Here is a 26,159-nt window from a genome sequence, read left to right on the forward strand (position 1 = left end):
GTAGCGTCTGGCGCATGTCCGATGCAGGCGGCACCGGTTCCGGGGGCGACAAGCCCGGCTTCGACTGGCTCTACGGGAAGCAGGGTGGTTCGACGCCCCCTCCCCCGCCGCCCCCGCCGGTCCGGAGCGCGCCGGACCATCCCGAGCAGACCGTGCGGCTGCCCGTCCAGCCGCAGCCGTCCGGCCAGGGACCGGTCGGCCAGCAGCCCTACGCCCAGCCGCCGAGCGCCCGGCCGACCCCGCCACCCGTCGCGCCACCGCCCGGCAGCCCGGGCCCCGGCTCGTCGTCCGGCGGCCGCAGCGGCTGGGCGCGTCCCGGTCGCTGGCTGAAGATCGTCGCCGCGCTGATCGCGCTGTGGGTCGTCTACCTCGTCGCGGTGCCGCTGTGGACCTGGCACAAGGTCGACAAGGTCGCGTTCGAGCCGAGCGGCGACCGCCCGGACGACCAGCCCGGCACGACGTACCTCATCGTCGGCAGCGACTCCCGCGGCGACCTGACGCCGGAGCAGCGCAAGGAGTACGGCACCGGTGACGCCGGCGGCCAGCGCACCGACACGATCATGCTGCTGCACACGGGGTCGGGCCCGAACCTGCTGGTCTCGATCCCCCGCGACACCCGGGTGACTGTTCCGGGCCACGGCGACAACCAGCTGATCAACTCGGCCTACGCCTTCGGCGGCCCGAAGCTGCTGACCCAGACCATCGAGCAGACGACCGGCATCCGGATCGACCGGTACGTCGAGATCGGCTTCGGCGGCTTCGTCGACATCGTCGACGCCGTCGGCGGGATCACCATCTGCCCGAAGCAGGCCATCAAGGACCCCAAGGCCAAGCTCGACGTCGAGAAGGGCTGCCAGGAGGCCGACGGCCCGACCGCGCTCGGCTACGCCCGCACCCGCGCCACCATCAACTCCGACTTCGACCGGGTGCAGCGGCAGCGAGAGGTGGTCGGCGAGATCGGCAAGAAGGTCGCGACGCCGTGGTCGGTCATCAACCCCATCCGCTACTGGAAGATCAACCAGGCCGCGCCGGGCGCGGTGGCCGTCGGGGAGGGCATGAACGCCCTGGAGGCCATGGAGTTCGCCTCGGCGATGACCAAGACGACGGGCGACTCCGGAAGGACCTGCACGCTGCCGTCGAAGTACGAGGACATCGACGGCAACGGCATCAACGACGTGCTCATCGACCATGCGCGTGCCGACAAGCTGTTCGACCTGGTCAAGGAGGACAAGACCGACGACGTCACCAACGCGGTGTGCGACCAGAAGGGCGTCGGCTGAGCCGACGGTGCGGTGAGGAGCAGGTCCTCACATCGCCATGAACAGGATCTCCTCGCGGGAGTACTCCCGGCCGGGATGCTCGGCGGCAAGGTGCTCCTGCACCTTCTCCACCAGCTCGTCGTCGGTCTCCCCGCGCAGGGTCACGTCACAAGGGCAGCGAAGCGAAGGCATGGTCCCAGTATCGCCGGGGGTGGTTGCTCAGGCGAGGGCCGCGGCGCGGCGGCGGCGGGCGACGACCACGGAGGTCGCGCCGGCGCCGATGAGCGTCGTGCCGAGCAGCAGCCACATCACGTCCGGGCCACCGGTGTCCGGCAGCACGCCCAGCGGGCCGGTGCCGTTGCCGCCCGGGCCGTGGTGGTGGCCGTTGTCCGGGCCGACGCCCATGCTGAAGGGCGCCGTGGCGCGGCAGCCCTTGAACGTGCTCGGGTTCGCCGGCGTGAAGCGGCTGGACACCCGGTAGTCACCGCGCGGCAGCACCGGTCCGACGACCCGCACCGCGTGGCCGGGGTAGTGGACCGACTTGCTCCACGGCAGGGCCGGGTCGTTCCCCGTGACGGTGAGCGTCACGGTGCCGCGCGGCTGGGGGTTGGAGTTCGCGTGGGCACCCACCCGGAACACCACGTGGTTGCCGGCGTGGTGCGCCGTCACGGCGATGCTGCAGTCCACGTCGCCGCGCGGGTTGTAGGGCGCCGCGTGCGCCGCGGAAACGCCCCCGACCAGGCTTGCGGCCAGGGCAACGGTGGCGACTGCCAGTCTCCCGATCACTTATTTCCCCTCCACTGGGTTACCCCTGCAACGACGGACGTCCCCCGAGGTGACGCGAACGCCGGAAAATACCCGAAAGCGCTGGCGGACCCCGGGAAGCGGTCCGCCAGCGCCGGGAGGTACGACGTCAGGCGGTGGCGGTGCGCTGCCGCCGGGCGACGACGACGGCCCCCGAGCCGGCGACCAGCAGGCCACCACCGAGCAGCAGCCAGAGCAGGTTCGGGCCACCGGTGCCCGGCAGGATGCCGTTGTTGTCGTTGTCGTTGTCGTCGTTGTGCGGCGAGCCGTTGCCCAGCCGGAAGCGGGTCAGGTCGCTGGAGTTCAGGAACTTGTGACGCGACGCGTCGAAGGCCGCGGTGGCGACGTAGCTGCCGCGGCCGACCGCGGGGCCGGTCACGGAGATGCGGCCGCCGTTGTAGGCGACGGTCTTGTGCCAGGGCGTGCCGGACGCCGCGCGGGCGTCCCGGCCCGCGGCGGACGCGGGCGAGACCCCGAGGTCCAGCGAGCCCTTGGGCGTGCCGCCGCCGTTGGCGGTGACCCGGATCAGGAGCGTCACGTCGTTCCCCGGACCGTGCGTGACGACCGTGATGTGGGTCGTCGTCGGGATCCGCGGGTTGTAGGGGGCCGCGTCGGCGCCGGCGGCGGGAAGCACGAAGACGGCGACGGAGAGCAGGGCAAGGGTGACGAGAAGACGCCGAAGCACGACGTACCTCCTGGGAGCAGACGGGAGCGCAAGGGAGCGAACCCGATCATTCAACCACAGCTCGAGGTTGCTGAGGCTCATCCTTCGGAGGGCGTGACGTCGACCAGGTGGCCGAAGACGACCGACCGGTTGTCGGTGTGGAAGATCTCCGAGCAGGTCACCAGCGTGATCAGCTTCGCGGTGGTGCTGCCACCGCCGGGCTGGGCTCCCTCGATCTCGTCGTAGGGCGGCTGCACGCCCCCGTCGGGGTTGACGGGGTGCGGCTGGATGACCCAGTCCGTCGTGAACGGGACGATCAGGTCGGTGCCGCCGTTGTCGAGCACGTAGGTGTAGGTCTTCGTCCGCGTCTCGACGTAGACCTTGTCGCCCGCCTTCAGGGACGGGAACTGGGCGAAGGGCTCACCGTGGGTCACCCGGTGCGCGGCGAGGACGTAGTTGCCCTCCTGCCCGGCGTCGGCGGTGTCCTCCATGTGGCCGATGCCGGCGGCGAGCACCTCGTCGGAGGTGCCCTCGAGGACCGGCTCTGCGTAGTCCTTGCCGAACCGCGGCACGTGCAGGATCGCCGTCGCGCGGCCGAAGTCGGTGCGGACACCGTCGGTGCCGTCGGCCCACCCGTCCTTGAGCTGGGAGAGCACGGTCTGCTGGTGCCGGTGGGAGACCCAGTTGGTCCCCCAGAACTCCCAGGCCACCCACGCCAGGACCAGTGCGCCCGCGGTGATCAGCGCGACGCCGGCCCAGAGCAGCCCGCGGCCCTTCTCGGGCTCGGGTGTCGTCGGCCGCTCTCGCCGGACCCGGGTCTGGGTGTCGCTCATCGGTCCCTCCTCGTCGCTCACGGTCCAACGCACGGTGGGCCGCGGGGTCACGACCCATCATGGGTCACATCCGCGCGGCCGAGACCATCCGTTCGGCCAGGCGGGGCGAGACCACGCCGAGGACGTCGAGGATCGAGGCGTACGTCGGCGCGAGCTCGACGGGCCGGTGCCGGATCGCGACCCGGACCCACGCCGCCGCCTCGTGCGGCTCGAGAGCCGGGCGCGCGGCGTACTCCTCGGTGGGGGCGATCATCGGCGTCCGCATCAGCGGGAAGTGCAGGGAGGTGATGACCACACCGTGGGCTCGCTCCTCGGCCTGCAGGCTGCGCGCGAACGCGCTGAGCGCGGCCTTCGAGGCGTGATAGGCCGTGAAGTTCGGCATCAGCCCGCCCGGCACGCCCCACGTGGAGGAGTTCACGACCTGCCCCCGGTTCTCCCGCAGCGAGGCCAGCAGGTTGAGCGTCAGCCGGACGGGTGCGTGGTAGTTGAGCCGCATCAGCCGGTCGTGGTCGTACGGCCGCGCGACGGTGTCCTCCGCCGAGCGCCGGATCGAGTGGCCGGCGTTGTTGACGAGGACGTCGACTCCCCCGAACCGGGCGAGCACGTCGTCGGTGAGCGCGTCGATCGCGTCCGGGTCGGTGAGGTCGCAGGGCAGCGGGTGCGCGCCGGTCTCGGCGGCGAGCCGGTCGAGCTCGTCCTCCCGGCGGGCGACCGCCAGCACCACCGCGCCCTCCTCGGCGAGCAGCGCGGCGGCCGCGCGACCGACGCCCGACGAGGCGCCGGTGACCAGGACCCGCTTCCCCGCGATCGAGCGGGTGCGGCCGGTGAGCTCCGCGGCCCGGCGGAGCGGGTCGGGCAACGGTTCGAGCAGGGCGCGACCGACCCGCCGGCGCAGCGGGCGCAGGCCGGGTCCCACCTCAGCCACCGATGGTCCGGGCGAGCAGTGCCTCGAGCGCCTCGAAGTGGCGCTCGGTCGCGGCCTCGTCGTACACCGCGGTGTCCGACATCGTGTAGCCGTGCCGGGCGCCCTCGAAGACCTGGTTGTCGTGGATGACGCCGGCCGCGGTGAGCGCCTCCTCGAGCGTCGCGACCGCAGCGGCGGGCATCGACCGGTCCTGGTCGGCGTGCCCGTAGACGAACTCGGCCCGGGCGTCGGCCAGGCCGAGGTGCGGGCTGTCGTCCCCGTCCGTGACCAGCCCGCCGGTGTGCCAGCCGCCGACGGCGGCGACGACGTCGGGCAGGTCGCACGCCACCCTCGTCGCCAGCCGGCCGCCGAAGCAGTATCCGGTCGCCGCGATCGGGCCGGTGGCGCGCTCGAGCAGCGCGTCGACCCACGCGCGCTCGTCGGCGGCGACCCGGTCCGGCGTCAGGCCGCGGACCCGGGCCATGGCGCCCTTGAAGTGCTCCGACCGGGCCTTCTCGGTGAGCAGCGGCCCGTCCGGCGACAGCTCGGCGGCCGAGCCGTCGCGGTAGAAGACGTGCGGCGCGAGCACCGTGTAGCCCCAGGACGCGATCCGGTCGGCCATCTCCGCGATCCGCGGCCGGAGCCCGATCGCGTCCATGAAGAGCAGCACGCCCGGCCGCCCCGGCTCGCCCGCGAGGTAGGCCTCGGCGGGGCCGTCGGGGGCTGCGATCTCGATTCTCGTCGCCATGGGCAGGACGTTAGCGACAGACTGAACCGGGGACGCCGCCGCTCCGTGTCACCGACAGGAGGTGTGATGCCCGAGTCCGTGAGCCCGACAGCCGCGATGCGCCAGCTGCACGACGAGCACGCCGGTGCGTTGTGGGCCTTCTGCCTGCACCTGACCGGCAACGACCGGGCGCGCGCCGAGGACATCGCTCAGGAGACCCTGCTGCGGGCCTGGCGGCACGCGGACGTCCTCGAGGAGTCGCGCGGCTCGGTGCGGTCCTGGCTGTTCACGGTCGCGCGCAACATCCTGATCGACGAGTGGCGCACCCGGCGCGCCCGGAGCGAGGTCCCGGTGGCCGAGCTTCCGGACATCGAGCCGACCGAGGACCGCACCGACGGGATGCTGCTCTCCTGGGTCGTCGCCGACTGCCTCACCCGGCTGTCGGCCGAGCACCGCGCGGTCCTCCTGGAGTGCTACTACAACGGACGGTCGGTCGCCGAGGCGGCGCACCGGCTCGGGATCCCTGAGGGCACGGTGAAGTCGCGGACGCACTACGCGCTGCGCGCGCTGCGACTGCAGCTGGAGGAGACGGGGGTGGGGTCATGACCGAGCCGCAGGCCGAGTGCCGGTTCGCGCTGCTGGACGGCTCCTACGTCCTGGGGTCGCTGGCGCCCGCGGAGCGCGCGGAGTTCGAGCGCCACCTCGCCGGGTGCGCCGAGTGCTCGCGCAGCGTGCGCGAGCTGGCCGGCCTCCCCGGCCTGCTCTCGCGGGTCTCCCCCGAGGTGCTCGACGAGGTCTCGCGGAGCGAGCCGGTGCCCGAGACGCTGCTGCCCGCCGTCGTGAAGGAGGTACGGCGTACCCAGCGCACCCGTGTGCTGCGGACGGCCGGCCTCGCCGCCGCCGCGGCGGCGGTCGTGGTCGGCGGCTCGGCGGTCGTGGTGAGCACCGTCGACGGCGGCGACGGACCGGCCACGTCGGCGTCCTCTCCCGGACCCACGGTCACTACCGCCCCGGCCCGTCCGATGGACCGCGTCGACGAGGACGTGACCGGGGCGCTGTCGCTCACCCCGGTCGCGTGGGGCACGCGGCTCGACCTGACCTGCACCTATGCCCCGTCCTACGCCAACGCCCTCGACGAGACCTACGCCCTGTTCGTCCGCACCGCCGACGGCCAGGTCGAGAGGGTCGCGACCTGGCGCGGCGTCGTCGGCCGCGAGATGCGGCTCAGCGCCGCGACCGCGACCGACGCGACCGACATCAGCTCAGTGGTGGTGCGCACCACCGACGGGGAGCCGGTCCTCCGACTGACGGAGTGAGGCCCACCGGCCCTCCGCGGTCGCGGCCCACAATCCGGCCACGATCGCGACGGCCTCGGAGATCGCCGCGGCCCACACATAGTTGCCGGTCCAGGACTCGTGGGTGCCGAACAGGCCGACGGTCGAGGCGAGAACGAACGCACCGAGGGTCGACGCACCGAAGCCGACCACCAGGAACAGCGGCACCCAGTGCCGCCAGGTCACCAGCAGCACCGCGATGACGACGCCGGCGACGGCATTGACCATGAACGCCGGCCCGACGAGGTGCTCGTGCCGCATGCCGTCCGACCACAGGTAGAGGTGGACGCCTGCCGAGACGAGGGCGGCCACTGCCGCCAGGATCCGGATGCGCATGACGCACTCCTTGTCGCTCGCGCGCCCCGACGGTCGGGGCGCACCGGCAACACGGATCCCGCCGGGCCGGAGTTCAGCGCGCGCCGACCGGGCTCGAGCCGAAGGCGTCGAGCAGCCGGTTGCGCATGACCTCCATGGGCAGCACCGGCGCGGTCGGCGACGGCAGCAGCCCGGGCTGCCAGCCCCAGTCCCGGATCCGCCGGGCGACGGCGGTGTCCTGCGCGATCACGGAGACGGGCACGTCGTGGCCCGGCGCGTCCCCGGTGACGTAGGAGTGCGGCTGGTGGTCACCGAGCACGATCAGCACCCGGTCCGGGTCGGGATAGCGGACCAGCCAGGACACCAGCGTGCGCATCGTGTACTCGATGGACTGGCCGTAGGCCCGCTGGACCGCGTGCGGGTCCGAGATCGGGTCGGCCTCAGGTGCCCCCTGCGCGGGCATGCCGTCGAAGACCGAGCCGTCGCCGAGCCGGCTCCACGGGACCTCGTGCGGCAGCGGCGCCCACGGGTGGTGGCTGGACACCAGGTCCAGCTCCGCGAACACCGGCTTGCGCGGCCCCGGGCCGAGCTCGGTGCGCCGGAAGTGGTCGAGGGTGTACTGGTCGGGCATCGACGCGTAGCCGAACTGCGGTCCGGCATAGCCCGAGGTGCGCGCGTCGTACATCTGGTCGTAGCCGTAGAAGTCCGCGCCCTCGGGCCAGTCGGTGGTGTTCGCCGGCACGTCGAACACGGTGCGCCAACCGGCCCGCTCGAACAACGAGGTGAGCGTCTGGCGGTCGCTGCCGAGGAGCTGGTCGTAGCGCTGCTCGCTGTCCACCCACAGCCCGGACTGGAAGGTCGAGTGCGCGAGCCAGCTGCCCGCGCCGTAGGTGGGCGAGGTGAGGTAGGCGCTGCGGGCGTCGTAGCCGGCCTCGCTGAGCCGCCGGGTCCCGGTGCGCAGCACGTCGTCGATCGCCGGCGAGAACCAGGCGCCGTTCACCGCGACCCGGCCGTAGCTCTCGACGAAGACCAGGAGCACGTCCTTGCCACGGAGACCGGGGAACAGCCGGTCGGCCGGTGCGTCGGCGTAGGCGTCGTCGTCGATCTGCGCCGCGAAGGTGCGCCGGTCCGCGTAGTCCGCCCGCACCTGGTCGACCGTGTCCACCGCGAGCCCCGCGGACGCCGCCGATGCCACGTGGGCCGCGGGACCGGCGAACACCGAGCAGAGCGCCCACACGACACCGAGCGTGAGGACGGTGCGCAGGGCGGGGCGGCGGTGCTCGGAGGCCACCCGGGCGACGCGCAGCGCCAGCCACGGCAGCACCACGAGGACGACGACGGTCAGCGCCGCCGCGCCGGCCGCGACGGCGACCGCCGCCGGATGGCCGATCGAGTCGCCGAGGACGCCGACGCCCTTCCCCAGGTAGGACCAGTCGCTGAGCACGTGGAACGGGCGGTCCAGCACCGTGTCGAAACCGGTGTCGAGGGCGCGGAGCACGACCAGCACGCCCGCCAGCAGCCCGAACGTGGCGGCGAGCAGCCGGCGCGGCAGCGGCGGCAGCAGCGCCGCGAGACCGACGAGCAGCAGCCCCTCGACGGGGATCCGCAGCAGGTCGCCGTTGTCGAGCCCGTCGAGGGGGTCCGGAAGCACCAGCGCGAGCCACAGGCCGCCGACCGCGGCCACCGTGAGCACCGCTGCCGGGACCGTCGGCGCGGCCGGGTCGACGTACGCCGACCCGTCGGGCTCGATCGCCTCGTGGCGCAGCGGCCACTGCACGCGCAGGTCGCCGGCGAACGACCAGACGAGCAGCACCAGGGCGGCGGCCAGGGCGACCCGGACGGTGACGAGCGGGAGCACGTCGGCCGAGGCGACGGCCAGCACCACGCCCTGGACGGCCGCGACCAGCTTCGCGGACCGCCGCGGCGCCACGGGCCGCCGCAGCCACGGGACCAGCCGGCCGGCGGCGACGAACAGGTAGCGCATCGCCCCGATCGCGAGCACCCACACACCCGCGACGGGGGCGACCGCGACGCTGAGCACCGCGATCAGGAACGCGTCGGACTCCATGTCGAAGCGGGCGCCGAGGTCGGAGGTCGTGCCCGTGCGTCGCGCGACGGGCCCGTCGACCAGGTCGAGGAGGAGCGCCACCGAGGCGAGCGCGACCAGGGTCACGGTGGCGCGGGAGCCGACGAGCGCGTCGGCGACCAGGCCGGCCACGGCGCAGGCGAGGACCGCCCGGACCAGGGTGATCACCCCGGCCGGGCCGGGGCCGCCGACGCCGTGACGGACCAGGGCAGCATCGAGCCCGGCCGCGAGCCCGGCGCCGCAGAGCACGCCGGCCAGCCAGCCTTCCGGGCCGAGGCCGACGGTCGCGTCGAGGACGGCGAGCAGCACGACGGTGCCGGCGATCCCCGCGGCCGGGGCGAGGTGGACCCTCCGCCCGGCATGAACCCGCTCCATGGCGCCTCCGTGTCGTTCGTGGACAACCCTGCTACGAAGAGGACATGTCGGTGGTTCATCCTGGCGCACGGGCGTTCTGGCTGGTGGAGCCCGGCCGCGGGGAGATCCGCCCGGTCGAGCTCCGCGAGCCGGCGGACGGCGAGGTGCTGGTCCGCGCCGTCGTCTCGGGGATCAGCCGCGGCACGGAGACGATCGTGTTCGCCGGACGCGTGCCACCCAGCCAGCACGACACGATGCGCGCGCCGTTCCAGGAGGGCGACTTCCCCGGGCCGGTGAAGTACGGCTACCTCGGCGTCGGCGTCGTCGAGCAGGGTCCCGACGAGCTGCGCGGCCGCACCGTGTTCTGCCTGCACCCGCACCAGACGGCGTACGTCGTCCCGGCCGCTGCCGTCGTGCCGGTCCCGGACGACGTCCCTCCCGAGCGGGCGGTCCTCGCGGGCACCCTCGAGACGGCGGTGAACGCGGTCTGGGACGCCGCGCCGCTCGTCGGGGACCGGGTGGCGGTCGTGGGCGCGGGAATGGTCGGCTGCTGCGTCGCCCGTCTGATCGCAGGCATCCCCGGCACGGAGGTGACCCTCGTCGATCCCGAGGCCACCCGGGCGGACGTCGCGACGGCGCTCGGCGTCGGGTTCGCGGACCCCTCCGCCGCGGCCCCGGGCCGCGACCTGGTCGTGCACACCAGCGCGACCGAGGCGGGGCTGCGCCGCTCGCTGGAGCTGGTCGCGCGGGAGGGCACGGTCCTCGACCTGAGCTGGTACGGCGACCGCGAGGTCAGCATCCCGCTCGGCGAGGCGTTCCACAGCTCGCGGCTCACGATCCGCGCGAGCCAGGTCGGGGCGGTCTCCCCCGCCCGTCGAGGCTCCCGCAGCCACCGCGACCGGCTGGCGCTCGCGCTGGAGCTGCTCCGCGACCCGGCGTTCGACGTGCTGCTGACCGGCAGCTCGCCGTTCGACGAGCTGCCCATCGTGCTGGCCGAGCTCGCCTCGGGGGCGCGGCCGGCGCTGTGCCACACGATCCGCTACGAGGAAGGACCCCGCTGATGTTCCGTGTCACCGTCCGCGACCACGTGATGGTCGCCCACAGCCTGCGCGGCGAGGTGTTCGGCCCGGCGCAGCAGCTGCACGGGGCGACGTACGTCGTGGACGCGACCTTCTCGCGCGAGGAGCTCGACAGCGACGGCATCGTGGTGGACATCGCGCTGGCGACCGAGCAGCTGCACGCCGTGCTCGCCGAGCTGAACCACCGCAACCTCGACGAGGTGGACGCGCTGGCCGGCCTGAACACGACCACCGAGGTGCTGGCCCGGTGGATCGCCGACCGGATCGCCGACAGCGCCGCGGCCGGCCGGCTCGGCGCCGGGGCCGGCGGCCTGCGCGGCGTCGAGGTGACGTTGCACGAGTCGCACGTCGCGTGGGCGAGCTACAGCCGGCCGCTGTGAGCCGATGAGCACCGACGTCCACTTCGTGGTGCCCAGCGGGATCGACGACCCGGCGCGGCCGAGCGGCGGCAACGTCTACGACCGCCGGCTCGCCGCCGAGCTCGCCCGGCTCGGGCGGCTCGTGCTGCTGCACCGCGTCGGGGCGGCCGACCGTGGCGCGCTCGCCCGGTTGCTCGCCGGCCTCCCCCGGGGCGCGACGGTCCTCGTCGACGGCCTGATCGGCTCGGTCGCGGGCGACGAGCTGGCGGCGGAGTCCGAGCGGCTGCGGCTGGCGGTGCTGCTGCACATGCCGCTCGGCCAGGCCGAGCCCGACACGGCGGCGGGAGAGGCCCGGGCGCTCGGTGCTGCACGAGTGACGATCGCGGCGAGCAGGTGGACCCGGCAGTGGGTCCTCGCCCACTACGGGCTCGAGCGCTCGCGGGTCGCGGTGGCCCTGCCCGGCACGGATCCCGGCCCGCTGGCGGTGGGTGGTCCGAGCGGCCGCGAGCTGCTCTGCGTCGCCGCCGTCACCCCCGGCAAGGGCCACGCCACCCTGGTCGCGGCCCTGGCCGCGATCGCCGACCTCGACTGGCGGTGCACGTGCGTCGGGGCGCTCGACCTCGATCCCGAGCACGTACGCCGCCTGCGGGTCGCCCTCGAGGAGGCCGGTCTGGGCGACCGGGTGGACCTCCTCGGCCCGCTCGTCGGCGACCGGCTCGAGCGGGTCCGGACGCAAGCCGACCTCGTCGTCTCGGCGTCGCGCCACGAGGCGTTCGGCATGGCGCTGGCCGAGGGCGTCGCCCGCGGCCTGCCGGTCGTCGCCACCGACGTCGGCGGGACCCCGGAGGCACTCGGGTGCGGCAGCGCCACCGCGTCGCCCGGTCTTCTCGTCCCGCCCGACGACCCGGCCGCACTGGCGGCCGGACTGCGCCGGTGGCTCACCGACAGCAACCTCCGCGGCCGGCTGCGCAGCGCCGCGGCGCGTCGCCGGGACACACTCGCGACCTGGCAGGACACGGCGCAGCAGGTCGCCGCCGCACTCGACGCGGCGTCGCGTTGAACCGACGCCGAGCGAGGACCGTAGGACACGACATGAGCAGGACGACCCTCTGGGCCTGGGCCCGCCCGCTGGGCGGGGTCCTGGTGCTCGTCGTGGTCGCCGTCCGCCTCGGCGGGGGCCCCTTCCTCGACGGCGTCCGCGCGGCCAGCCCGGCCGCCGTCGTGCTGGCGCTCGCCGTCACCGCGGGCACCACCTGGTGCTGCGCGGCGCGCTGGAGCCTGCTCGCCGAGCGGCTCGACGTGCCGGTGGGGGTCGGCGCGGCGTACCGCGCCTGCTACCGCTCCCAGCTGCTCAACTCCGTGCTGCCCGGCGGCGTGCTCGGCGACGTCGACCGCGCGGTGCAGCACGGCCGGGACGCGGGAGCCGTCGGCCGCGGGCTGCGTTCGGTGTTGTGGGACCGGGTGAGCGGGCAGGTGGCGCAGGTCGCGATGACCGTCGCCGCCGCGCCGCTGCTCCCCGCTCCGCTGGACGCCATCGTGCTCTGGAGCTCGCTGGCGGCCGCAGGGTTCGGAGTCGTGATCGTGCTGTTGCCGGCCGGGGTCGGGCCGGCGGTGCGACGCGAGCTCCGTCGGGCCCCTGCGGCCGCCGGTGTCTGGCCGCGCGTGGTCGGCCTGTCGGCGCTCGCCGCAGGCGGACACGTGGTCGTCTTCGTCGTCGCCGCCCGCGCCTCGGGCGTCGACGCGCCCGTGACCCAGCTGGTGCCGCTGGCCCTCGTCGTGCTCGTCGCCGCCGCCCTGCCGCTCAACGTCGCCGGCTGGGGGCCGCGGGAGGGAGCGGCCGCGGCGGTGTTCGCCGCGGCCGGGCTGGGCGGCGCGGCCGGCGTCGAGGTCGCGGTCACCTTCGGCGTGCTGTCCTTCGTCGCCACGCTTCCGGGCCTCCTGGCGCTGGGAGGTCGCGCAACGCGGCCCCGGAGCGTCACGATGGTGGTGTCGGAGTCGAGGGGCGAGGAGGCGGCACGTGTCTGACCGGCCCTACACCCTGCTCAGCTGCAGCATGTCGCTCGACGGGTACGTCGACCGCGCCAGGGGACCGCGGCTGCTGCTGTCCAACGACGCCGACTTCGACCGGGTCGACGAGGTGCGGGCCGGCTGCGACGCGATCCTGGTCGGCGCCACCACCGTCCGCAAGGACAACCCGCGGCTGCTGGTCCGGGCCGAGGAGCGCCGGCGTCGCCGTACGGCATCCGGCCTGCCGGACACCCCTGCCAAGGTCACCCTGACCCGACACGGCGAGCTGGACCCGCACGCCGCGTTCTTCGCCAAGGGCGACGGCGACAAGCTCGTCTACTGCCCCACCGGCACCTTCACCACAGCCCGGCGGCGGCTGGGCGAGGTCGCCACGGTCGTCGACGGCGGCGGCTGCGTGCGGATGCGCCGGGTCAGCGAGGACCTGCACGAGCGGGGCGTACGCCGGCTGATGGTCGAGGGCGGTGGCTCGGTGCACACCCAGTTCCTCACCGACGGGCTCGCCGACGAGCTCCAGCTCGTCGTTGCGCCCTTCTTCGTCGGCGACTCCCGGGCCCGGCGGTTCGTCGACGACGGCCGCTTCCCCTGGTGCCCGGAGAGCCGCGCGACCCTCGTGGAGACGCGGCCGATCGGAGACGTGGTCCTGCTGCGCTACGCGCTCTCGGACAGGTTCGGCGAGTGCTGACCCGGCGACCGGTCGCTCAGCGATAGAGCGCGGTGCCGCTGGCCGTCGCCACGACCTTGCCGTCGGCGTTCACGACGTCGGCGCGCGTGTAGGCCATCGACCGGCTGCGGTGGACGACCTCGGCCGTGGCCGTCAGCGTGCGGCCGTCGGGCATCACGGGACGGAGGAAGTTGACCCGCAGGTCGACCGGGGCGTACGCGCGGCCGTCGGCGACGGTGGTCTGCACCGACGCCGACATCGCGGAGTCCGCGAGGCATGCGGTGATCCCGCCCTCGACCAGTCCGAGCGGCTGGGCGAGCCACCCGTGCGCGGGCAGCGTGAAGGTCGTGGCGCCGTCGGCGGCGGCGACCGGCCCCAGCCCGAGAAGCTCGCCGATCGGCGGCGGCGCGAGCTCTCCGGAGGCGTGCGCCCCGAGGACCTCGAGCCCGGACCGGGTCGCCCATACCTCGTCCGGGACGACCAGGCCGCGCACCGGGAGGCGGAAGGGAGCGTCGGCGGGCAGCGAGACGTCACGCACCGGGTGCTCCCCCAACGGCTCGGCCGCCGGCGGGGCGGGGAAGACCGAGCAGCGCGTGGTGCAGTGGGCGATCAGCCGCCCGTCGTCGGTCGTGACCTCGGCGTCCGAGAGCGCCGTCGACCGTCCGGCGTAGATGACGCGTGCGGTCGCGACCAGGGTCCCCTCGGTGGGGACGGGCCGGACCAGGCTGAGCGACAGCTCGGTGGTCGTGTACCCCTGCCCGGCGGGCAGGACGGTGTGGATGGCGCACCCGAGCGGACCGTCGGCGAGGATCGCCAGCACGCCCAGGTAGGGCCGGCCGTAGGGACCCGCGAGCCATCCGGTGACGGGCATGTCGAACCTTGCCGTGCCGGGCCCGACCTCGACCAGGTTCATCCCGGTCAGGTACGACACCGGCGGCGGGGCCACCCGGCCCCTGGTGAGGAGTCCCAGCGTCTCGAGGCCGGGCAGGGCCAGTGCCGCCCGAGGCAGGGTCTCCCCCATCACCGGCTGCTGCCACACCGCGACGTCGCTCATGCCCCGATCGTCGGATCCCGGGCGAACCGGCGACAAGGTGGCTAGCACGACTACGGAGCGGTCTCCACGTACCGACCCGACGCTCAGCGTGGGAGCGCCACCCGGACGAACCGCGGACGGTACAGCCGAGGATCGTCGAGGACGTCTCCGAAGTCGGTGTCGTTCTGGCTGTAGGACACCACGACGGTCCCGGGCCGCGGCAAGAGGTCGGGGTGAGCGAGCGGGAGGTACCGCAGCGTCCCGGTCGCCGCGTCCGACGGGATGGCGACCGGCTGTGCCGCGAGCCGGAACGGACCGCTCGGTCCCGGCGCGGTCCAGATCGCCAGGTCTCGGCCGAGCACGTCGTTCTGCTTGCTGATCGCGAACCACCGGCCGCGCTGCTCGAACACGCTCAGCGTCTGCGACACCCCGCCCTGCGCACCGATGAGCACCGCGGCCGCGTCCGGGTCGGACTGCCAGGCCGCGCCGTCCCAGTACTGCCAGCGGTCGGTGTGGAGCAGCTGGTCCGGCCGGACCCGGGCGACGCGCAGCGAGAACCCGCTGTACGCCTGCTGCGGCGCGCGGGCCGTGCCGTACACGTAGACCCAGCCGCCGTCGACCGCCGTCGCCGCTCCCCACATCGGGGCAGCGACGTCGACGCGGTCCGGGCCGAGGTCCTGCTGGGCCACCAGCTGAGGCACGCCGCCGCGCGGCACCAGGAAGACCGCGAGGGCAGGACCCAGGACCTCGAAGTCGAAGACCCCGCCTCCGCCGGTGGACCGGACCCGCTGCAGCGCGACGCCGACGAGGTCGTAGCCGGGGCGCTCCACCCGGGCGACGGACATCGGCCAGTAGCCGACGCCGTCGTCGCGGTCCGGGACGACCGCCCCGTCATCGGCAGGGAGCACGACGCTCACGCAGGTCGGGGACACCAGGAGCGCGGAGTTGCGGACGAACTGCGGGCCGGCGAAGGACGGGTCACGCAGCGTGTCGCCGAAGAAGAAGAGTTGCCGGTCGTCCTGCAGCGCGACGCTCGCGCCGACGTCGCCGCCGGTGAATGCCGGGTCCCCGCGCAGCCTCGTGACGAACCGGTTGAGGTCCGCGACGCTGCGCACGGTGCTCACGTCGACGCACCGGGTCCGCGTCGCTCCGGGCACGTCTCCCCCGCCGCCGGTGGTCCCGTCCTGCGGCACGAGGAGCGCCGTGCCGACCAGGAGCATGCCGACCGGGAGCACGACCGCAGCGACCCTCAGCCGCCACGCCCACCCCGGCTCCGAACCCACAGCCCGAGACTAGGGTGGCGACCGTGCGGAGGTCTGCCTACCTGGCTGTGGTCGGCGTCCTCCTCGTACTCCCGGTCGTTGCCACGTTCCACCAGGCTCGTGCAGGCGCGGAGCTGCACGACGCGCGGGTCGGGGTCGCCGCGCCGCCGATCGTCGTCGAGGCGCTCACGGGCGCGCTGTCGTCGCTGCCCGGCACGCCGATCGACGTCGTGCCGATCGGCACCGGGGCCCTCCGCGAGTCCGCCGCGCTTGACCGCGGCCGGCAGGCCGTGGCGGACGGGCGGCTCGACGCGGTCGTCGTCCTCGACCTGACGACCACGTCCGACACGCTGTTCGTCACGACGACCAGGACGAGACCGTACGTCGACGCCGTGGCGGACCGGCTCGCCGCCGTCAGCGAGGGTTTCGGGCGGACGCTCCAGCTCCAGCGCGTCGATCCCGACCGCGCCGCGGCGTCGGCATGGGTGCCAGGGGTCCTCGCCGGAGCGTGGTGCGGCATCGGCGTGCTCGGCGCGGTCGCCGCCACGCTGGTCGGGGGACGGGTCGACCGCGACGGCGGCAGCAGCCTCCGCCGGCTCGCGCTGCTCCTGCTGACCGGCGTCGTCGCCGGCCTGGGCTCTGGCGCGCTGGTCGACCTGCCTGGTCTGCAGCCGCTGGTGACCCTGGTCGCCGCCGCCACCGGCACGGTCGCGGTCACCGGAGGGCTCGTGCTCGCCGCCGAGTCGCTGCTCGGTCTCCCCGGCATCGCCGTCGCGGTCGCCCTGTTGGTCGGACCGACGCTCCCGTTGCTGACCGGGGTTACCCCGGACCTGCTCACCGAGCCGTGGCACGCGATCGACCGGATCTCACCGCCGACGGCCGCCTGGCAGGTCGCCCGAGGGGCAGTCGGACACGCCGACGGCAGCGCCGCCCCATGGGCGATGCTGGCCGCCTGGGGTGTGATCGCCACCGTGACCGTGCTGACCGCACGCGCGATGCGGCCCGTCGAGGTCAGATCTGCGACTGCACCCCTGCGAGCAACTGGCGGGCGATGACGATCCGCTGGACCTGGTTGGTGCCCTCGTAGATCTGCGTGATCTTGGCGTCGCGCATCATCCGCTCGACCGGGTAGTCGCGGGTGTAGCCGTAGCCACCGAGGACCTGGACCGCGTCTGTGGTGACCTGCATCGCGACGTCGGAGGCGAACGCCTTGGCGGCAGCCCCGAAGAACGTGAGGTCCGCGTCGCCGCGCTCGGACTTGCCGGCGGCGGCGTAGGTCATCTGCCGGGCCGCCTCGATCTTCATGCCCATGTCGGCGAGGAGGAACTGCAGGCCCTGGTTGTCCGCGATCGGCCGGCCGAACTGGGTGCGCTCCTGGGCATAGCCCAACGCGTAGTCCAGGGCGCCCTGGGCGACGCCGACAGCCTGCGCGGCGATCGTGACGCGGGTGTGGTCGAGGGTCTTCATCGCGATCTCGAAGCCCTCCCCCTCCGCGCCGATGATCCGGTCCTCGGGGATGCGGACGTTGTCGAAGTAGACCTCGCGGGTCGGGCTGCCCTTGATGCCGAGCTTCTTCTCCGGGGCGCCGAACGAGACGCCCTCGTCGGACTTCTCGACCACGAACGCGCTGATGCCCCGCGAGCGCTTCTCCGGGTCGGTCATCGCCAGGACGGTGTAGTACTCCGAGACGCCGGCGTTGGTGATCCACCGCTTCACGCCGTTGAGCACCCACGAGTCGCCGTCGCGGACCGCGCGGGTCTTCTGGTTCGCCGCGTCCGAGCCCGCGTCGGGCTCGGAGAGGCAGTAGGAGAAGCCGCCCTCGCCGGCAGCCAGCTTGGTGAGGTACTTCTTCTTGATCTCCTCGCCGCCGCCGATCTGGACCGGGAGCGAGCCGAGCTTGTTGACCGCCGGGATCAGCGAGGACGACACGCACGCCCGCGCGACCTCCTCGATCACGATGCAGGTCGCGAGCGCGTCGGCGCCGGCGCCGCCGTACTCCTCGGGGACGTGCGGGGCGTGGAAGTCCGCCGCCTGGAGCGCGTCGTGCGCCTCCTGGGGGTAGCGCGCGTTCTCGTCGACGTCGGCGGCGTACGGCGCGACCTTGTCGTCGCAGATCGCACGCACGGCCTCGCGGATCGCCTGGTGCTCCTCCGACGGCGCGTACAGCGGGAAATCGCTCATGGGAAGAATCCTAGGACGTCCGATGTTCCTCCCTCATGGCTGCTCCCACCTGGCAGGACCCCGATGTGATCGACGCCATGCTGGAGGCGGAGACGTGGGCCGTCGTCGGCCTCAGCGGCGACCCGTTCCGGACGGCGTACTCCATCGCCGAGGAGCTGCAGCAGCGAGGCAAGCGGATCGTCCCGATCCACCCCTCGGCCGACGGCGAGAAGTTGGTCCTCGGCGAGCTCGTCTACGCCACGCTCGCCGACGTGCCGTTCCACATCGACGTCGTCGACGTGTTCCGCCGCTCCGAGGCGGCCGGCGAGTTCGCCGACCAGGCGGTCGCGATCGGAGCCGGCGGCGTGTGGTTCCAGATGGGCGTCGTCGACGAGGATGCCTTCCGCCGCACGACGGACGCCGGCGTGCCGATGGTGATGGACACCTGCCCGGCCAAGGAGTGGTTCTACCGGGCTCGCGCGCAGCGGACCCCGGGCGCCTGAGCTACTCGACCACCGGCGGCAGTCCCGCGGCGTCCCGCACGACGGCGCCCTTCGCCTCCGCGGTGGCCTTGAGGTCCGCCTGGAACGCGGTCATCCGCTCCTGCAGCGCGGGATCGGTCGCGGCGAGGATGCGTACGGCGAGCAGGCCCGCGTTCCGCGCACCGCCGACGGCGACCGCGGCCACCGGCACCCCGGCCGGCATCTGCACGATCGAGAGCAGCGAGTCCATGCCGTCGAGGTACTTCAGCGGCACCGGAACGCCGATCACCGGCAGCGGCGTGACCGACGCGAGCATGCCCGGCAGGTGGGCCGCTCCCCCGGCGCCCGCGATGATCACCTGGAGACCGCGGGTGTGCGCCGCCTTGCCCCAGGCGAGCATCTCCTCCGGCATCCGGTGGGCTGAGACGACGTCGGCCTCGTAGTCGATCGCGAACTCGGCGAGCGCGTCCGCCGCGGCCTGCATCACCGGCCAGTCGGAGTCCGACCCCATCACGATGCCCACCCGTGCACTCATGGGCCGAAGGCTAGTGCCGGGTCTCCTCCGCTCGTCCTCAGGTGCCGCAGGTCGGCACCTCGGACGGATCCGCGGTACCCGGGGTGATTCCTAGCGTTCCTGCCATGAACCCTCCGCTGCTCCTCTCCGACCCACGGGTCGCCGCCGTGCCGGTCGTCGAGACCGGCGAGCCGCTGGTCGAGCTGTGCCCGGGCATCGCGCCGGGAGGTGCCCGGGTCCGCTCGGGGCTCGCCGACCGGCTCTACACCGCCGACCTCGGCCTGCCCGCCGGCATCCGGCTCCGCGTGGTCGAGGGGCACCGCTCACCGGCCGACCAGCAGCGGATCATCGACCGCTACACCCACGAGGTGCGGTCGACGTACGCCGACGCGAGCGACGCCGAGATCCGGCTGCTGGTCAGCCGGTTCGTCGCGCCGCTCGAGGTCGCGCCGCACGTCGCCGGCGCGGCGGTCGACCTGACCCTGGTGGACGCCGACGGCGTGCCGCTGGACCTGGGCACCGCGATCGACGCGACGCCCGAGCGCAGCCGCGGGCGCTGCTACTTCGCCTCGCCCGACGTCGGCCTCGAGGCCCGGGCGCTCCGCCTGCTGCTCGCCGACGCGCTGACCCGGGTGGGGCTGGTCAACTACCCGACCGAGTGGTGGCACTGGAGCCACGGCGACCGGTACTGGGCGCTGATGACCGGCGCGGCCCGGGCGCCGTACGGCCCGGTCGAGGCCGCGGTTCCGGTCGGGGGCGTCCGGTGACCGCCCTGCTCGCCGAGCCGGTCGTCGGCACCCGGGCGCGGCCGCAGCTGCAGGTGGACCTCGCGGCGATCGCGGGCAACACCCGGCTGCTGGCCGACCGGTCCGGCGGCGCGCTGATGGCGGTCGTCAAGGCCGACGGGTTCGGGCACGGCGCCGGCCGGGTCGCGCGGACCGCACTCCGGAACGGCGCCTCCTGGCTCGGCGTCACGAGCATCGACGAGGCGCTGGCACTTCGCCTCGAGGGCATCGACGCGCCGATGCTGAGCTGGCTGAACACCCCCGACGCGGACTTCGGCGCGGCGATCGCGGCCGGCGTCGACGTGGCCGTCCCCAGCCGCGCGCACCTCGCCGCCGTCGTGGCGGCTGCCGCCCGGACCAGTCGCGCGGCCCGCGTGCACCTGCACCTCGACGTGGGCATGGCCCGCGACGGCGCCGCGCCCGCCGACTGGTCGCGCCTCTGTCACGCCGCCCGGCGGGCGGAGGTCGCGGGCACGGTCCGGGTGGTCGGCGTCATGGGGCACCTGGCCCGCGCGGACCGGCCCGGCCACCCGGCGAACGGGGTCGCGCGCGAGCGGTTCGCGTGGGGCATCGCGGTCGCGCGCCGGCACGGGCTGCGGCCACCGCTGCGCCACCTCGCCGCGACCGCGGCGACGCTCACCGACCCGCTCAGCCGGCACACCCTGTGCCGGGTCGGCGCGGGCCTCGTCGGCATCGACCCGACCGGGACCACCCCGTTGCGCCCCGCGATGACGCTGACCGCGCCGGTCGTCTCCGTGCGCGACGTGCCGGCCGGGACGCCGGTCGGCTACGGCCACACCTGGGTGGCCGATCGAGCGACCCGGCTCGCCCTGCTCCCCCTCGGGTACGCCGACGGCCTCCCGCGGTCCGCGTCGGGCCGGGCCGAGGTGCTGCTCCGCGGCTGCCGCCGTCCCGTGGTCGGCACCATCTCCATGGACCAGGTCGTCGTCGACGTGGGCAGCCTGACGGTCCGCCCCGGCGAGGTGGCGACGGTGTTCGGCCCGGGTGACACCGGCGAACCGACCGCCGCGGAGTGGGCCCTCTGGTCCGGAACGATCGAGCACGAGATCGTCACCGGCATCGGCTCGCGGGTGGCGAGATGAGCAGGCTGGTGGCCGACGGCCGGATCCGGGTCGCTGTCGTCGGCGGCGGCGCGAACAGCGAGCACGAGGTGTCGCTGGCCTCCGCTGCTGCCGTGGCTGCGGCGCTGCCGGCCGCGGCCTTCGACGTGGTGTCGCTGACCATCACGCGCGGCGGCGGCTGGCAGGACGCGGGCGGGAAGCCGCTGGGCGTGTTCGGCGCGATCGCGGTCATGAGCAGCTGCGACGTCGTCTTCCCCGCGGTGCACGGTGTCGGCGGCGAGGACGGCACGATCGCCGCGGTCTGCGCGTTCGCCGGGCTGCCCTGCGTCGGCTCCCCTGCCGCGGCGGGCGCGACCGCGATGGACAAGCACCTCACCAAGCTGGTCGCGGCGGCCGCCGGCATCCGGGTGGCGGCCGGCGAGGTGCTCACCGCGGAGCAGGCGGGCGACCACGCCTGGCGCGGACCGGTCGTCGTCAAGCCGGTGACCGCGGGCTCGTCCCAGGGCGTCTCGCTCGTCGACCACCCCGACCGGCTCGAGCGCGCCCTCAAGGAGGCCTTCGCCCACGACGACCGGGTCCTCGTCGAGGACGTCGTCGACGGCCGCGAGGTGGACGTCGCCGTACTCGGGTCCGCCGACGGCACCCGGCTCGTCGCACCGCCGCTGGAGATCGTCGGGCCCGGGATCTTCGACTACGACACGAAGTACGGCGGCACCGCGGACCTCCGCGTCCCGGCCGACCTCACCGAGGACGAGCGGCGGTCGCTGGAGGACGCCGCGCTGCGCATGTACGACGCCCTCGGCTGCCGCGGACTGGCCCGGATCGACTTCTTCCTGACCCCGGACGGCTCCGGCGGCCCGGTGCTGCTCGAGGTCAACACGATGCCCGGCCTGACCGAGCACTCGCAGGCGCCGCGGATGCTCGCCGCGGCCGGGATCGCCTACCCCGAGCTGCTGGACCGGATGGTGCGGGACGCGCTGAGGACCGGGTGACGGGGTTCGGCAGCGCTTCTTGGGACGATGCACCCGTGACCCGCGACCAGGTGGCCCGCTGGCTCCCGGCTGTCGGGGTCGGCGCCCTCGTGCTGTTCCTGGGCGCGTGGGAGGTGCACTACAGCCTGGTCTTCACGCCGGTGGCCGAGCGCGACCGGCTCCTCTTCGTCTGCGCGTTCGCGGTGGCCGTGGCGGCGTACCGGCTCCGGCCCTCGCTCGCGCTCGGCCTGCTCTGGGCCCTGGCCCTGATCCAGCTCTGGTACAGCGTGCCGCTGCTCCTGGTGCAGGTGGCGACGGCCGTGATCGCCTACGGCTGCGCCCGCTACGGCTCGGTCTTCACGCTCGTCGCGAGCATCGTCTCCGTCCCGACGATCGCCGCCGTCATCGTGCTCGGGGCAGGCATGGACCGGGGCATGCCGCCGGCCAACCGCACCTACTACGACATCCTCGGCTCGGGCCCGACGGGGTACACGCTGACCGGCGCGCTGGTCCTCGGCTCGGCGGTGCTGATGGTGCCGTGGCTGGTGGGCCTGCTGCTCCGCGTGCTGCGGCGCGAGTCCCGGGTGCGCGCCGAGCAGGTCGAGACGGCCCGCGAGCGCGACCGGGCGGCCGAGATGGCCGAGCTCCGCGAAGGACAGGCCCGGCTGGCGCGGGACGTCCACGACGTCGTGGGCCACTCGCTCGCGGTGATCCTGGCGCAGGCCGAGTCGGCGCAGTACCTGCCCGACGACGACCCCACCCGCCTCAAGCAGACGCTGGCGACGATCGCGACCTCGGCACGGACGTCGCTGCAGGACGTGCGCCACGTGCTCGGCGCCACCGACGACCGGCCGCCCCGCGGCGACCTGGACACGCTCATCGACGGCGTGCGGGCGAGCGGGCACGAGGTGATCGCCTCCGAGATCGGCGAGCCGCGGCCGCTCCCGCCCGAGCTCGCGACCGTCGCCTACCGCGTGCTGCAGGAGATGCTGACCAACGCGATCCGCCACGGGCGGCGCGACGAGCCGGTCCACGTGGAGCGGCACTGGCAGGAGGAGCTGAGGATCGAGGTGCGCAACGTGATCGACATGGCCGGCGTGGAGACGGTGCCGATGGCGGCGCTGCCGGACGGTTCGCCGACCGCCGGGAACGGCCTCGAGGGCATGCGCCGCCGGCTGGAGTCGGTCGGCGGACGGCTCGACGTACGTCCGCGCACCGGCACGGGTGCCCCGACGTTCACGGTGACCGCCTGGCTCCCGACGAGCTCGCGATGAGCACGGCGGCCGAGCCGGAGGACATCCGGGTCGTCCTCGTCGACGACCAGGACCTGTTCCGCGAGGGCGTCCGGGTGATCGTCGACGCCCAGGCCGGCATGCGGGTGGTCGGCACCGCCGCCGACGGCCTCCAGGCGATCGGCGTCGCCGACGAGACCGAGCCGGACGTGGTCCTGATGGACCTGCGGATGCCGGAGATGGACGGCGTCGAAGCGACCCGGCAGCTGCTCGCGCCGGAGCGGGTCGCGCGCCGCCAGCGGCCGCTGCGGGTGGTGGTGCTCACGACCTTCGACCTGGACGACCGCGCGGCGACGGCGATCCGGTACGGCGCGAGCGGGTTCCTGCTCAAGGACACGACGCCGCAGCGGCTGGCCGAGGCGATCCGCACGGTCGCGGCCGGCAACGCGGTGCTCGCGCCGCAGGACCTGGCACGGCTGCTCGACCGGACCTTCGCAGCGCCCAAGGTGCCCCCGCCGCCGTACCTCGCCCTCACCGACAAGGAGCGCGAGATCTTCGACGCCGTCGCGCGCGGGCTGTCCAACAGCGAGGTCGCCGGCGCCGTCCACCTCAGCGAGTCGACGGTGAAGACCCACGTCGGCGCGATCCTGCGCAAGCTCGGGCTTCGCGACCGCGTGCAGATCGTGGTCTTCGCCCACGAGCACGGGCTGCTGCTGGGCTGACTACTCCGACTCGTCGCCGAGGTCGCCGCGGAACCAGCCGGCGGCGTGCCGGGCCCGCTCGAGCACCTCGTCGAGCTCCTCGCCGTAGGCGTTGACGTGGCCGACCTTCCGGCCCGGCCGCAGCTCCTTGCCGTAGAGGTGCACCCGCAGCCGCGGGTCCCGGGCGAGCGCGTGCGGGTAGCCGTCGTAGAGGTGCCCGACGTCCTCGCGCGCCGAGCCGAGGATGTTGACCATCACCGTCCAGCGGGCGCGCGGCGCCGGCGAGCCGAGGGGCAGGTCGAGCACGGCACGCAGGTGGTTCTCGAACTGCGAGGTGATCGCGCCGTCCTGGCTCCAGTGGCCGGTGTTGTGCGGGCGCATCGCGAGCTCGTTGACGAGGATCCCGGGGGTGCCGTCGACGTCGACCTCGAAGAGCTCCACGGCGAGCATGCCGGTCACACCGAGCTCACCTGCGACCCCCAGCGCCAGCTGCTGCGCCTGGCCGGCGAGGTCCGGGTCGAGGCCGGGCGCGGGCGCGATCACCTCGTGGCAGATGCCGTCGAGCTGGGTGGTGGCGACCACGGGGTACGCCGCCGCCTGGCCGCTGGGCGAGCGGGCGACGAGCGCGGACAGCTCGCGGCGGAAGTCCACGAGCTCCTCGGCGAGCAGCCGGACACCGGAGCGCTCGGCGGCGGCCAGCGGCTCCTCGGCGTCGGCCGGCTCCCGGACGACCCAGACACCGCGGCCGTCGTAGCCGCCGCGGCTGACCTTCAGCACGCAGGGGAACCCGAACTCCGCGACGTCGGCCGCCGAGGCCACGACCGCCCAGCGCGGCTGCGGGGCGCCGAGCCGCGCCATCGCCTCGCGCATCACGATCTTGTCCTGCGCGTGGACCAGTGCCTCCGGCCCCGGCCGTACGGCGACGCCCGCGTCCTCGAGCGCGTGCAGGTGCTCGGTGGGGACGTGCTCGTGGTCGAAGGTGACGACCGCGCAGCCCTCGGTGACGCGGGTGAGCGTGGCGAGGTCGCGGTAGTCGCCGACGAGCTGGTCGGGGATCACCTGCGCGGCGGAGACACCCTCGGCCTCGGCGAGGAGGCGGAGCGGGACGCCCAGGGCGATCGCCGGCTGCGCCATCATCCGGGCCAGCTGGCCGCCTCCGATGACGGCGACGCGCGGAGCTGGTGGCACTGGGTCGGGCACGGGCGCACGGTACTAGCCGGCCAGCTCCGCCCGGGTCGGCGGGTCGGCGCCCGGCCGGCCGACCGTGCGGGCCGCCGCGGCGGCGGCGAAGCCCAGCACCTGCGCCCACTCGTCGGCCTCGAGGGCGCCGAGGTCCTCCGCGTGGACGGCTCCGAGCAGGTCGCGGTCGGCCAGGGCCACCAGGAGCCCCGCCATGAAGGTGTCGCCGGCCCCGATGGTGTCGGCCACCGTGACCCGGGGGCTCGGCACGTCGACCCGGCCGCAGCCGGTCCAGGCGCTGGCGCCGGCGCCGCCGCGCGTGACGACGACGGCGCGCGAGCCGAGCGCACGCAGCGCCGCGGCGCTGTCGTCCGCGGACCGACCCGGGTAGAGCTGTTCCAGGTCCTCGTCGGACGCCTTCACGACCGCCGCCTGCGAGGCGAGCGCCTCGACCCGGCGGACCACGTCGGGACCGGTGCCGGTGATCGCGGGCCGCAGGTTGATGTCGTAGCTGATCGTCGCCCGCGCTCCCGCACCGCGGACCACCTCGGCGACCGCCGTCGCGCCCGGCTCGAGAAGCGCCCCGATCGAGCAGACGTGCACGGCCGAGGGCCCGCCGCCCACCTCGTCGGGCTCCACCGGGCCGAGCCGCCAGTCGAGGTCGAACTCGTAGGACGCGGACCCGTCCTCGGCGAGCCGCGCGACCGCGGTCGACGTACGGGCGACGACGAGCGGCTCCGAGGCGAGCCCTACGCCGTCCGACCGCAGCCGGTCGGTGATCATCCGGCCGTGCTCGTCGTCGCCGAAGGCGGTCGCGAGCCGCACCGGCACCCCGAGCCGCGCGACGGCGACGGCGACGTTCGCGGCGCTGCCGCCGACGTGCTCGCGCACCGACCCGTCGGGATGGAGCACGACGTCGACGAGGGACTCACCGACGACCAGGACCGAGCGCATGGTGCATGGTCGCACCAGGTGCGAGCGGGACGCCTAGTTGGCGGGACGGACTCCGTTGAGGTCGAGGGCGCCCACCTCGAAGCGCAGCCCGCGCCCGCGGATCGTCGTGATCAGCACCGGGTGCCGGGAGTCGTCGCCCAGCTTGCGGCGTACCCAACCGAGGTGCACGTCGATGGTCTTCGACGACGTCCAGAAGTCCGCGTGCCAGACGTCGCGCATCAGGTCCTCGCGGCTCACGACCTCACCGGCGCGCGAGATCAGGGCGTGCACGAGGTCGAATTCCTTCCGGGAGAGCACGATCTCCCGGTCGCCGCGCCAGACGCGCCGGCCCTCCGGGTCCAGACGCACGTCCTGCACCTCGATCACAGGCCACAAGGTAGGGCCGGAACCGGGCAGC

30 protein-coding genes are annotated in these 26,159 nt (G+C 74.3%); 15 read left to right on the forward strand and 15 right to left on the reverse strand.

Annotation, left to right across the window (positions count from 1 at the left end; translation table 11 throughout):
• Positions 1 to 14 precede the first annotated feature (14 nt).
• The gene (locus tag ABD709_RS04440; RefSeq protein ID WP_344772698.1) at positions 15 to 1,280 is read left to right on the forward strand and encodes an LCP family protein; all 1,266 of its coding nucleotides are present in this window, start codon (positions 15 to 17) and stop codon (positions 1,278 to 1,280) included.
• Positions 1,281 to 1,307: 27 nt separating this feature from the next.
• On the opposite strand, the gene ABD709_RS04445 is transcribed toward ABD709_RS04440, so the two are convergent.
• The 6 genes from ABD709_RS04445 to ABD709_RS04470 all read right to left on the reverse strand — a co-directional run bounded on the left by ABD709_RS04445 (position 1,308) and on the right by ABD709_RS04470 (position 5,212).
• Positions 1,308 to 1,424: a DUF1059 domain-containing protein gene (locus ABD709_RS04445; RefSeq protein WP_344772700.1), complete on the reverse strand. Its 117-nt coding sequence runs from the start codon at positions 1,422 to 1,424 to the stop codon at positions 1,308 to 1,310.
• 54 nt (positions 1,425 to 1,478) lie between these two features.
• Positions 1,479 to 2,045, reverse strand: coding sequence for a hypothetical protein (locus ABD709_RS04450; protein ID WP_344772702.1), 567 nt, complete (start codon positions 2,043 to 2,045; stop codon positions 1,479 to 1,481).
• 127 nt (positions 2,046 to 2,172) lie between these two features.
• Complete coding sequence (locus tag ABD709_RS04455) at positions 2,173 to 2,748, reverse strand: hypothetical protein (protein WP_344772704.1); 576 nt, start codon at positions 2,746 to 2,748, stop codon at positions 2,173 to 2,175.
• A gap of 77 nt (positions 2,749 to 2,825) precedes the next feature.
• Positions 2,826 to 3,560 carry a class E sortase gene (locus ABD709_RS04460; RefSeq protein WP_344772706.1) on the reverse strand — a complete coding sequence of 245 codons (735 nt, stop codon included), beginning with the start codon at positions 3,558 to 3,560 and terminating at the stop codon, positions 2,826 to 2,828.
• A 64-nt stretch (positions 3,561 to 3,624) separates the two neighbouring features.
• Entirely contained in the window at positions 3,625 to 4,485 is an 861-nt protein-coding gene (locus ABD709_RS04465) for an SDR family NAD(P)-dependent oxidoreductase (RefSeq protein ID WP_344772708.1), read from the reverse strand.
• Positions 4,478 to 5,212, reverse strand: a complete 735-nt coding sequence (locus ABD709_RS04470; RefSeq protein WP_344772710.1) for a dienelactone hydrolase family protein — start codon at positions 5,210 to 5,212, stop codon at positions 4,478 to 4,480. The genes ABD709_RS04465 and ABD709_RS04470 overlap by 8 nt, the downstream gene beginning before the upstream one ends.
• A gap of 66 nt (positions 5,213 to 5,278) precedes the next feature.
• On the opposite strand from ABD709_RS04470, the gene ABD709_RS04475 reads away from it, so the two are divergent.
• Entirely contained in the window at positions 5,279 to 5,797 is a 519-nt protein-coding gene (locus ABD709_RS04475; RefSeq protein WP_425575031.1) for a sigma-70 family RNA polymerase sigma factor, read from the forward strand.
• A complete protein-coding gene (locus ABD709_RS04480) occupies positions 5,794 to 6,507 on the forward strand; it encodes an anti-sigma factor family protein (RefSeq protein ID WP_344772712.1) in 714 nt (237 codons plus the stop codon). Before ABD709_RS04475 ends, ABD709_RS04480 begins: the two co-directional genes overlap by 4 nt.
• On the opposite strand, the gene ABD709_RS04485 is transcribed toward ABD709_RS04480, so the two are convergent.
• On the reverse strand, positions 6,454 to 6,861 hold the full coding sequence (locus ABD709_RS04485; protein ID WP_344772714.1) for a hypothetical protein: 408 nt from the start codon (positions 6,859 to 6,861) through the stop codon (positions 6,454 to 6,456). The two genes, ABD709_RS04480 and ABD709_RS04485, sit on opposite strands and share 54 nt — an antisense overlap.
• Positions 6,862 to 6,934: 73 nt before the next feature.
• The gene (locus ABD709_RS04490; protein ID WP_344772716.1) at positions 6,935 to 9,301 is read right to left on the reverse strand and encodes a CDP-alcohol phosphatidyltransferase family protein; all 2,367 of its coding nucleotides are present in this window, start codon (positions 9,299 to 9,301) and stop codon (positions 6,935 to 6,937) included.
• A 44-nt stretch (positions 9,302 to 9,345) separates the two neighbouring features.
• Between ABD709_RS04490 and ABD709_RS04495 the strand changes: the two genes are divergently transcribed.
• From ABD709_RS04495 to ABD709_RS04515, 5 genes are read left to right on the forward strand one after another with little or no spacing between them, the layout of a single operon-like run.
• The gene (locus ABD709_RS04495; RefSeq protein WP_425575032.1) at positions 9,346 to 10,341 is read left to right on the forward strand and encodes a zinc-dependent alcohol dehydrogenase; all 996 of its coding nucleotides are present in this window, start codon (positions 9,346 to 9,348) and stop codon (positions 10,339 to 10,341) included.
• A complete protein-coding gene (locus tag ABD709_RS04500) occupies positions 10,341 to 10,739 on the forward strand; it encodes a 6-pyruvoyl trahydropterin synthase family protein (RefSeq protein WP_344772720.1) in 399 nt (132 codons plus the stop codon). Before ABD709_RS04495 ends, ABD709_RS04500 begins: the two co-directional genes overlap by 1 nt.
• Before the next feature lie 4 nt (positions 10,740 to 10,743).
• Positions 10,744 to 11,778 (forward strand): glycosyltransferase family 4 protein, encoded by a 1,035-nt coding sequence (locus tag ABD709_RS04505; protein WP_344772722.1) that lies wholly within the window; start codon positions 10,744 to 10,746, stop codon positions 11,776 to 11,778.
• 32 nt (positions 11,779 to 11,810) lie between these two features.
• A complete protein-coding gene (locus ABD709_RS04510; protein WP_344772724.1) occupies positions 11,811 to 12,743 on the forward strand; it encodes a lysylphosphatidylglycerol synthase domain-containing protein in 933 nt (310 codons plus the stop codon).
• Entirely contained in the window at positions 12,736 to 13,428 is a 693-nt protein-coding gene (locus tag ABD709_RS04515; RefSeq protein WP_344772726.1) for a RibD family protein, read from the forward strand. Before ABD709_RS04510 ends, ABD709_RS04515 begins: the two co-directional genes overlap by 8 nt.
• 16 nt (positions 13,429 to 13,444) lie before the next feature.
• Here ABD709_RS04515 and ABD709_RS04520 read toward each other — a convergent pair whose 3' ends face one another.
• A complete protein-coding gene (locus ABD709_RS04520; RefSeq protein WP_344772728.1) occupies positions 13,445 to 14,461 on the reverse strand; it encodes a PaaI family thioesterase in 1,017 nt (338 codons plus the stop codon).
• Positions 14,462 to 14,544: 83 nt separating this feature from the next.
• Positions 14,545 to 15,723 carry a DUF4185 domain-containing protein gene (locus tag ABD709_RS04525; RefSeq protein WP_344772730.1) on the reverse strand — a complete coding sequence of 393 codons (1,179 nt, stop codon included), beginning with the start codon at positions 15,721 to 15,723 and terminating at the stop codon, positions 14,545 to 14,547.
• A gap of 23 nt (positions 15,724 to 15,746) precedes the next feature.
• Between ABD709_RS04525 and ABD709_RS04530 the strand changes: the two genes are divergently transcribed.
• A complete protein-coding gene (locus tag ABD709_RS04530; RefSeq protein ID WP_344772732.1) occupies positions 15,747 to 16,757 on the forward strand; it encodes a hypothetical protein in 1,011 nt (336 codons plus the stop codon).
• Here the strand turns inward: ABD709_RS04530 and ABD709_RS04535 are convergent.
• The gene (locus ABD709_RS04535) at positions 16,714 to 17,883 is read right to left on the reverse strand and encodes an acyl-CoA dehydrogenase family protein (RefSeq protein WP_344772734.1); all 1,170 of its coding nucleotides are present in this window, start codon (positions 17,881 to 17,883) and stop codon (positions 16,714 to 16,716) included. The two genes, ABD709_RS04530 and ABD709_RS04535, sit on opposite strands and share 44 nt — an antisense overlap.
• Positions 17,884 to 17,918: 35 nt before the next feature.
• On the opposite strand from ABD709_RS04535, the gene ABD709_RS04540 reads away from it, so the two are divergent.
• Positions 17,919 to 18,365: a CoA-binding protein gene (locus tag ABD709_RS04540; protein WP_344772736.1), complete on the forward strand. Its 447-nt coding sequence runs from the start codon at positions 17,919 to 17,921 to the stop codon at positions 18,363 to 18,365.
• Between the two features lies 1 nt (position 18,366).
• Here the strand turns inward: ABD709_RS04540 and purE are convergent, their stop codons facing one another.
• On the reverse strand, positions 18,367 to 18,879 hold the full coding sequence (gene purE, locus ABD709_RS04545; protein ID WP_344772738.1) for a 5-(carboxyamino)imidazole ribonucleotide mutase: 513 nt from the start codon (positions 18,877 to 18,879) through the stop codon (positions 18,367 to 18,369).
• 104 nt (positions 18,880 to 18,983) lie between these two features.
• On the opposite strand from purE, the gene ABD709_RS04550 reads away from it, so the two are divergent.
• Genes ABD709_RS04550 through ABD709_RS04570 form a run of 5 tightly spaced genes read left to right on the forward strand, consistent with a single transcriptional unit; the run spans position 18,984 to position 23,650 of the window.
• On the forward strand, positions 18,984 to 19,625 hold the full coding sequence (locus ABD709_RS04550; RefSeq protein ID WP_344772740.1) for a M15 family metallopeptidase: 642 nt from the start codon (positions 18,984 to 18,986) through the stop codon (positions 19,623 to 19,625).
• Positions 19,622 to 20,746: an alanine racemase gene (gene alr / locus ABD709_RS04555; RefSeq protein WP_344772742.1), complete on the forward strand. Its 1,125-nt coding sequence runs from the start codon at positions 19,622 to 19,624 to the stop codon at positions 20,744 to 20,746. Before ABD709_RS04550 ends, alr begins: the two co-directional genes overlap by 4 nt.
• The gene (locus tag ABD709_RS04560; RefSeq protein WP_344772744.1) at positions 20,743 to 21,717 is read left to right on the forward strand and encodes a D-alanine--D-alanine ligase family protein; all 975 of its coding nucleotides are present in this window, start codon (positions 20,743 to 20,745) and stop codon (positions 21,715 to 21,717) included. Before alr ends, ABD709_RS04560 begins: the two co-directional genes overlap by 4 nt.
• 35 nt (positions 21,718 to 21,752) lie before the next feature.
• On the forward strand, positions 21,753 to 22,970 hold the full coding sequence (locus ABD709_RS04565; RefSeq protein ID WP_344772746.1) for a sensor histidine kinase: 1,218 nt from the start codon (positions 21,753 to 21,755) through the stop codon (positions 22,968 to 22,970).
• Positions 22,967 to 23,650: a response regulator gene (locus ABD709_RS04570; protein WP_344772748.1), complete on the forward strand. Its 684-nt coding sequence runs from the start codon at positions 22,967 to 22,969 to the stop codon at positions 23,648 to 23,650. Before ABD709_RS04565 ends, ABD709_RS04570 begins: the two co-directional genes overlap by 4 nt.
• Here ABD709_RS04570 and ABD709_RS04575 read toward each other — a convergent pair whose 3' ends face one another.
• The 3 genes from ABD709_RS04575 to ABD709_RS04585 all read right to left on the reverse strand — a co-directional run bounded on the left by ABD709_RS04575 (position 23,651) and on the right by ABD709_RS04585 (position 26,128).
• Positions 23,651 to 24,766 carry a 5-(carboxyamino)imidazole ribonucleotide synthase gene (locus tag ABD709_RS04575; RefSeq protein ID WP_344773037.1) on the reverse strand — a complete coding sequence of 372 codons (1,116 nt, stop codon included), beginning with the start codon at positions 24,764 to 24,766 and terminating at the stop codon, positions 23,651 to 23,653. It abuts the gene before it with no gap.
• A gap of 75 nt (positions 24,767 to 24,841) precedes the next feature.
• On the reverse strand, positions 24,842 to 25,762 hold the full coding sequence (locus ABD709_RS04580) for a PfkB family carbohydrate kinase (RefSeq protein ID WP_344772750.1): 921 nt from the start codon (positions 25,760 to 25,762) through the stop codon (positions 24,842 to 24,844).
• A gap of 33 nt (positions 25,763 to 25,795) precedes the next feature.
• Positions 25,796 to 26,128 (reverse strand): winged helix-turn-helix domain-containing protein, encoded by a 333-nt coding sequence (locus tag ABD709_RS04585; protein WP_344772752.1) that lies wholly within the window; start codon positions 26,126 to 26,128, stop codon positions 25,796 to 25,798.
• Positions 26,129 to 26,159 lie beyond the last annotated feature (31 nt).

Source organism: Nocardioides panacisoli, assembly GCF_039537325.1.
Lineage (GTDB): Bacteria > Actinomycetota > Actinomycetes > Propionibacteriales > Nocardioidaceae > Nocardioides > Nocardioides panacisoli.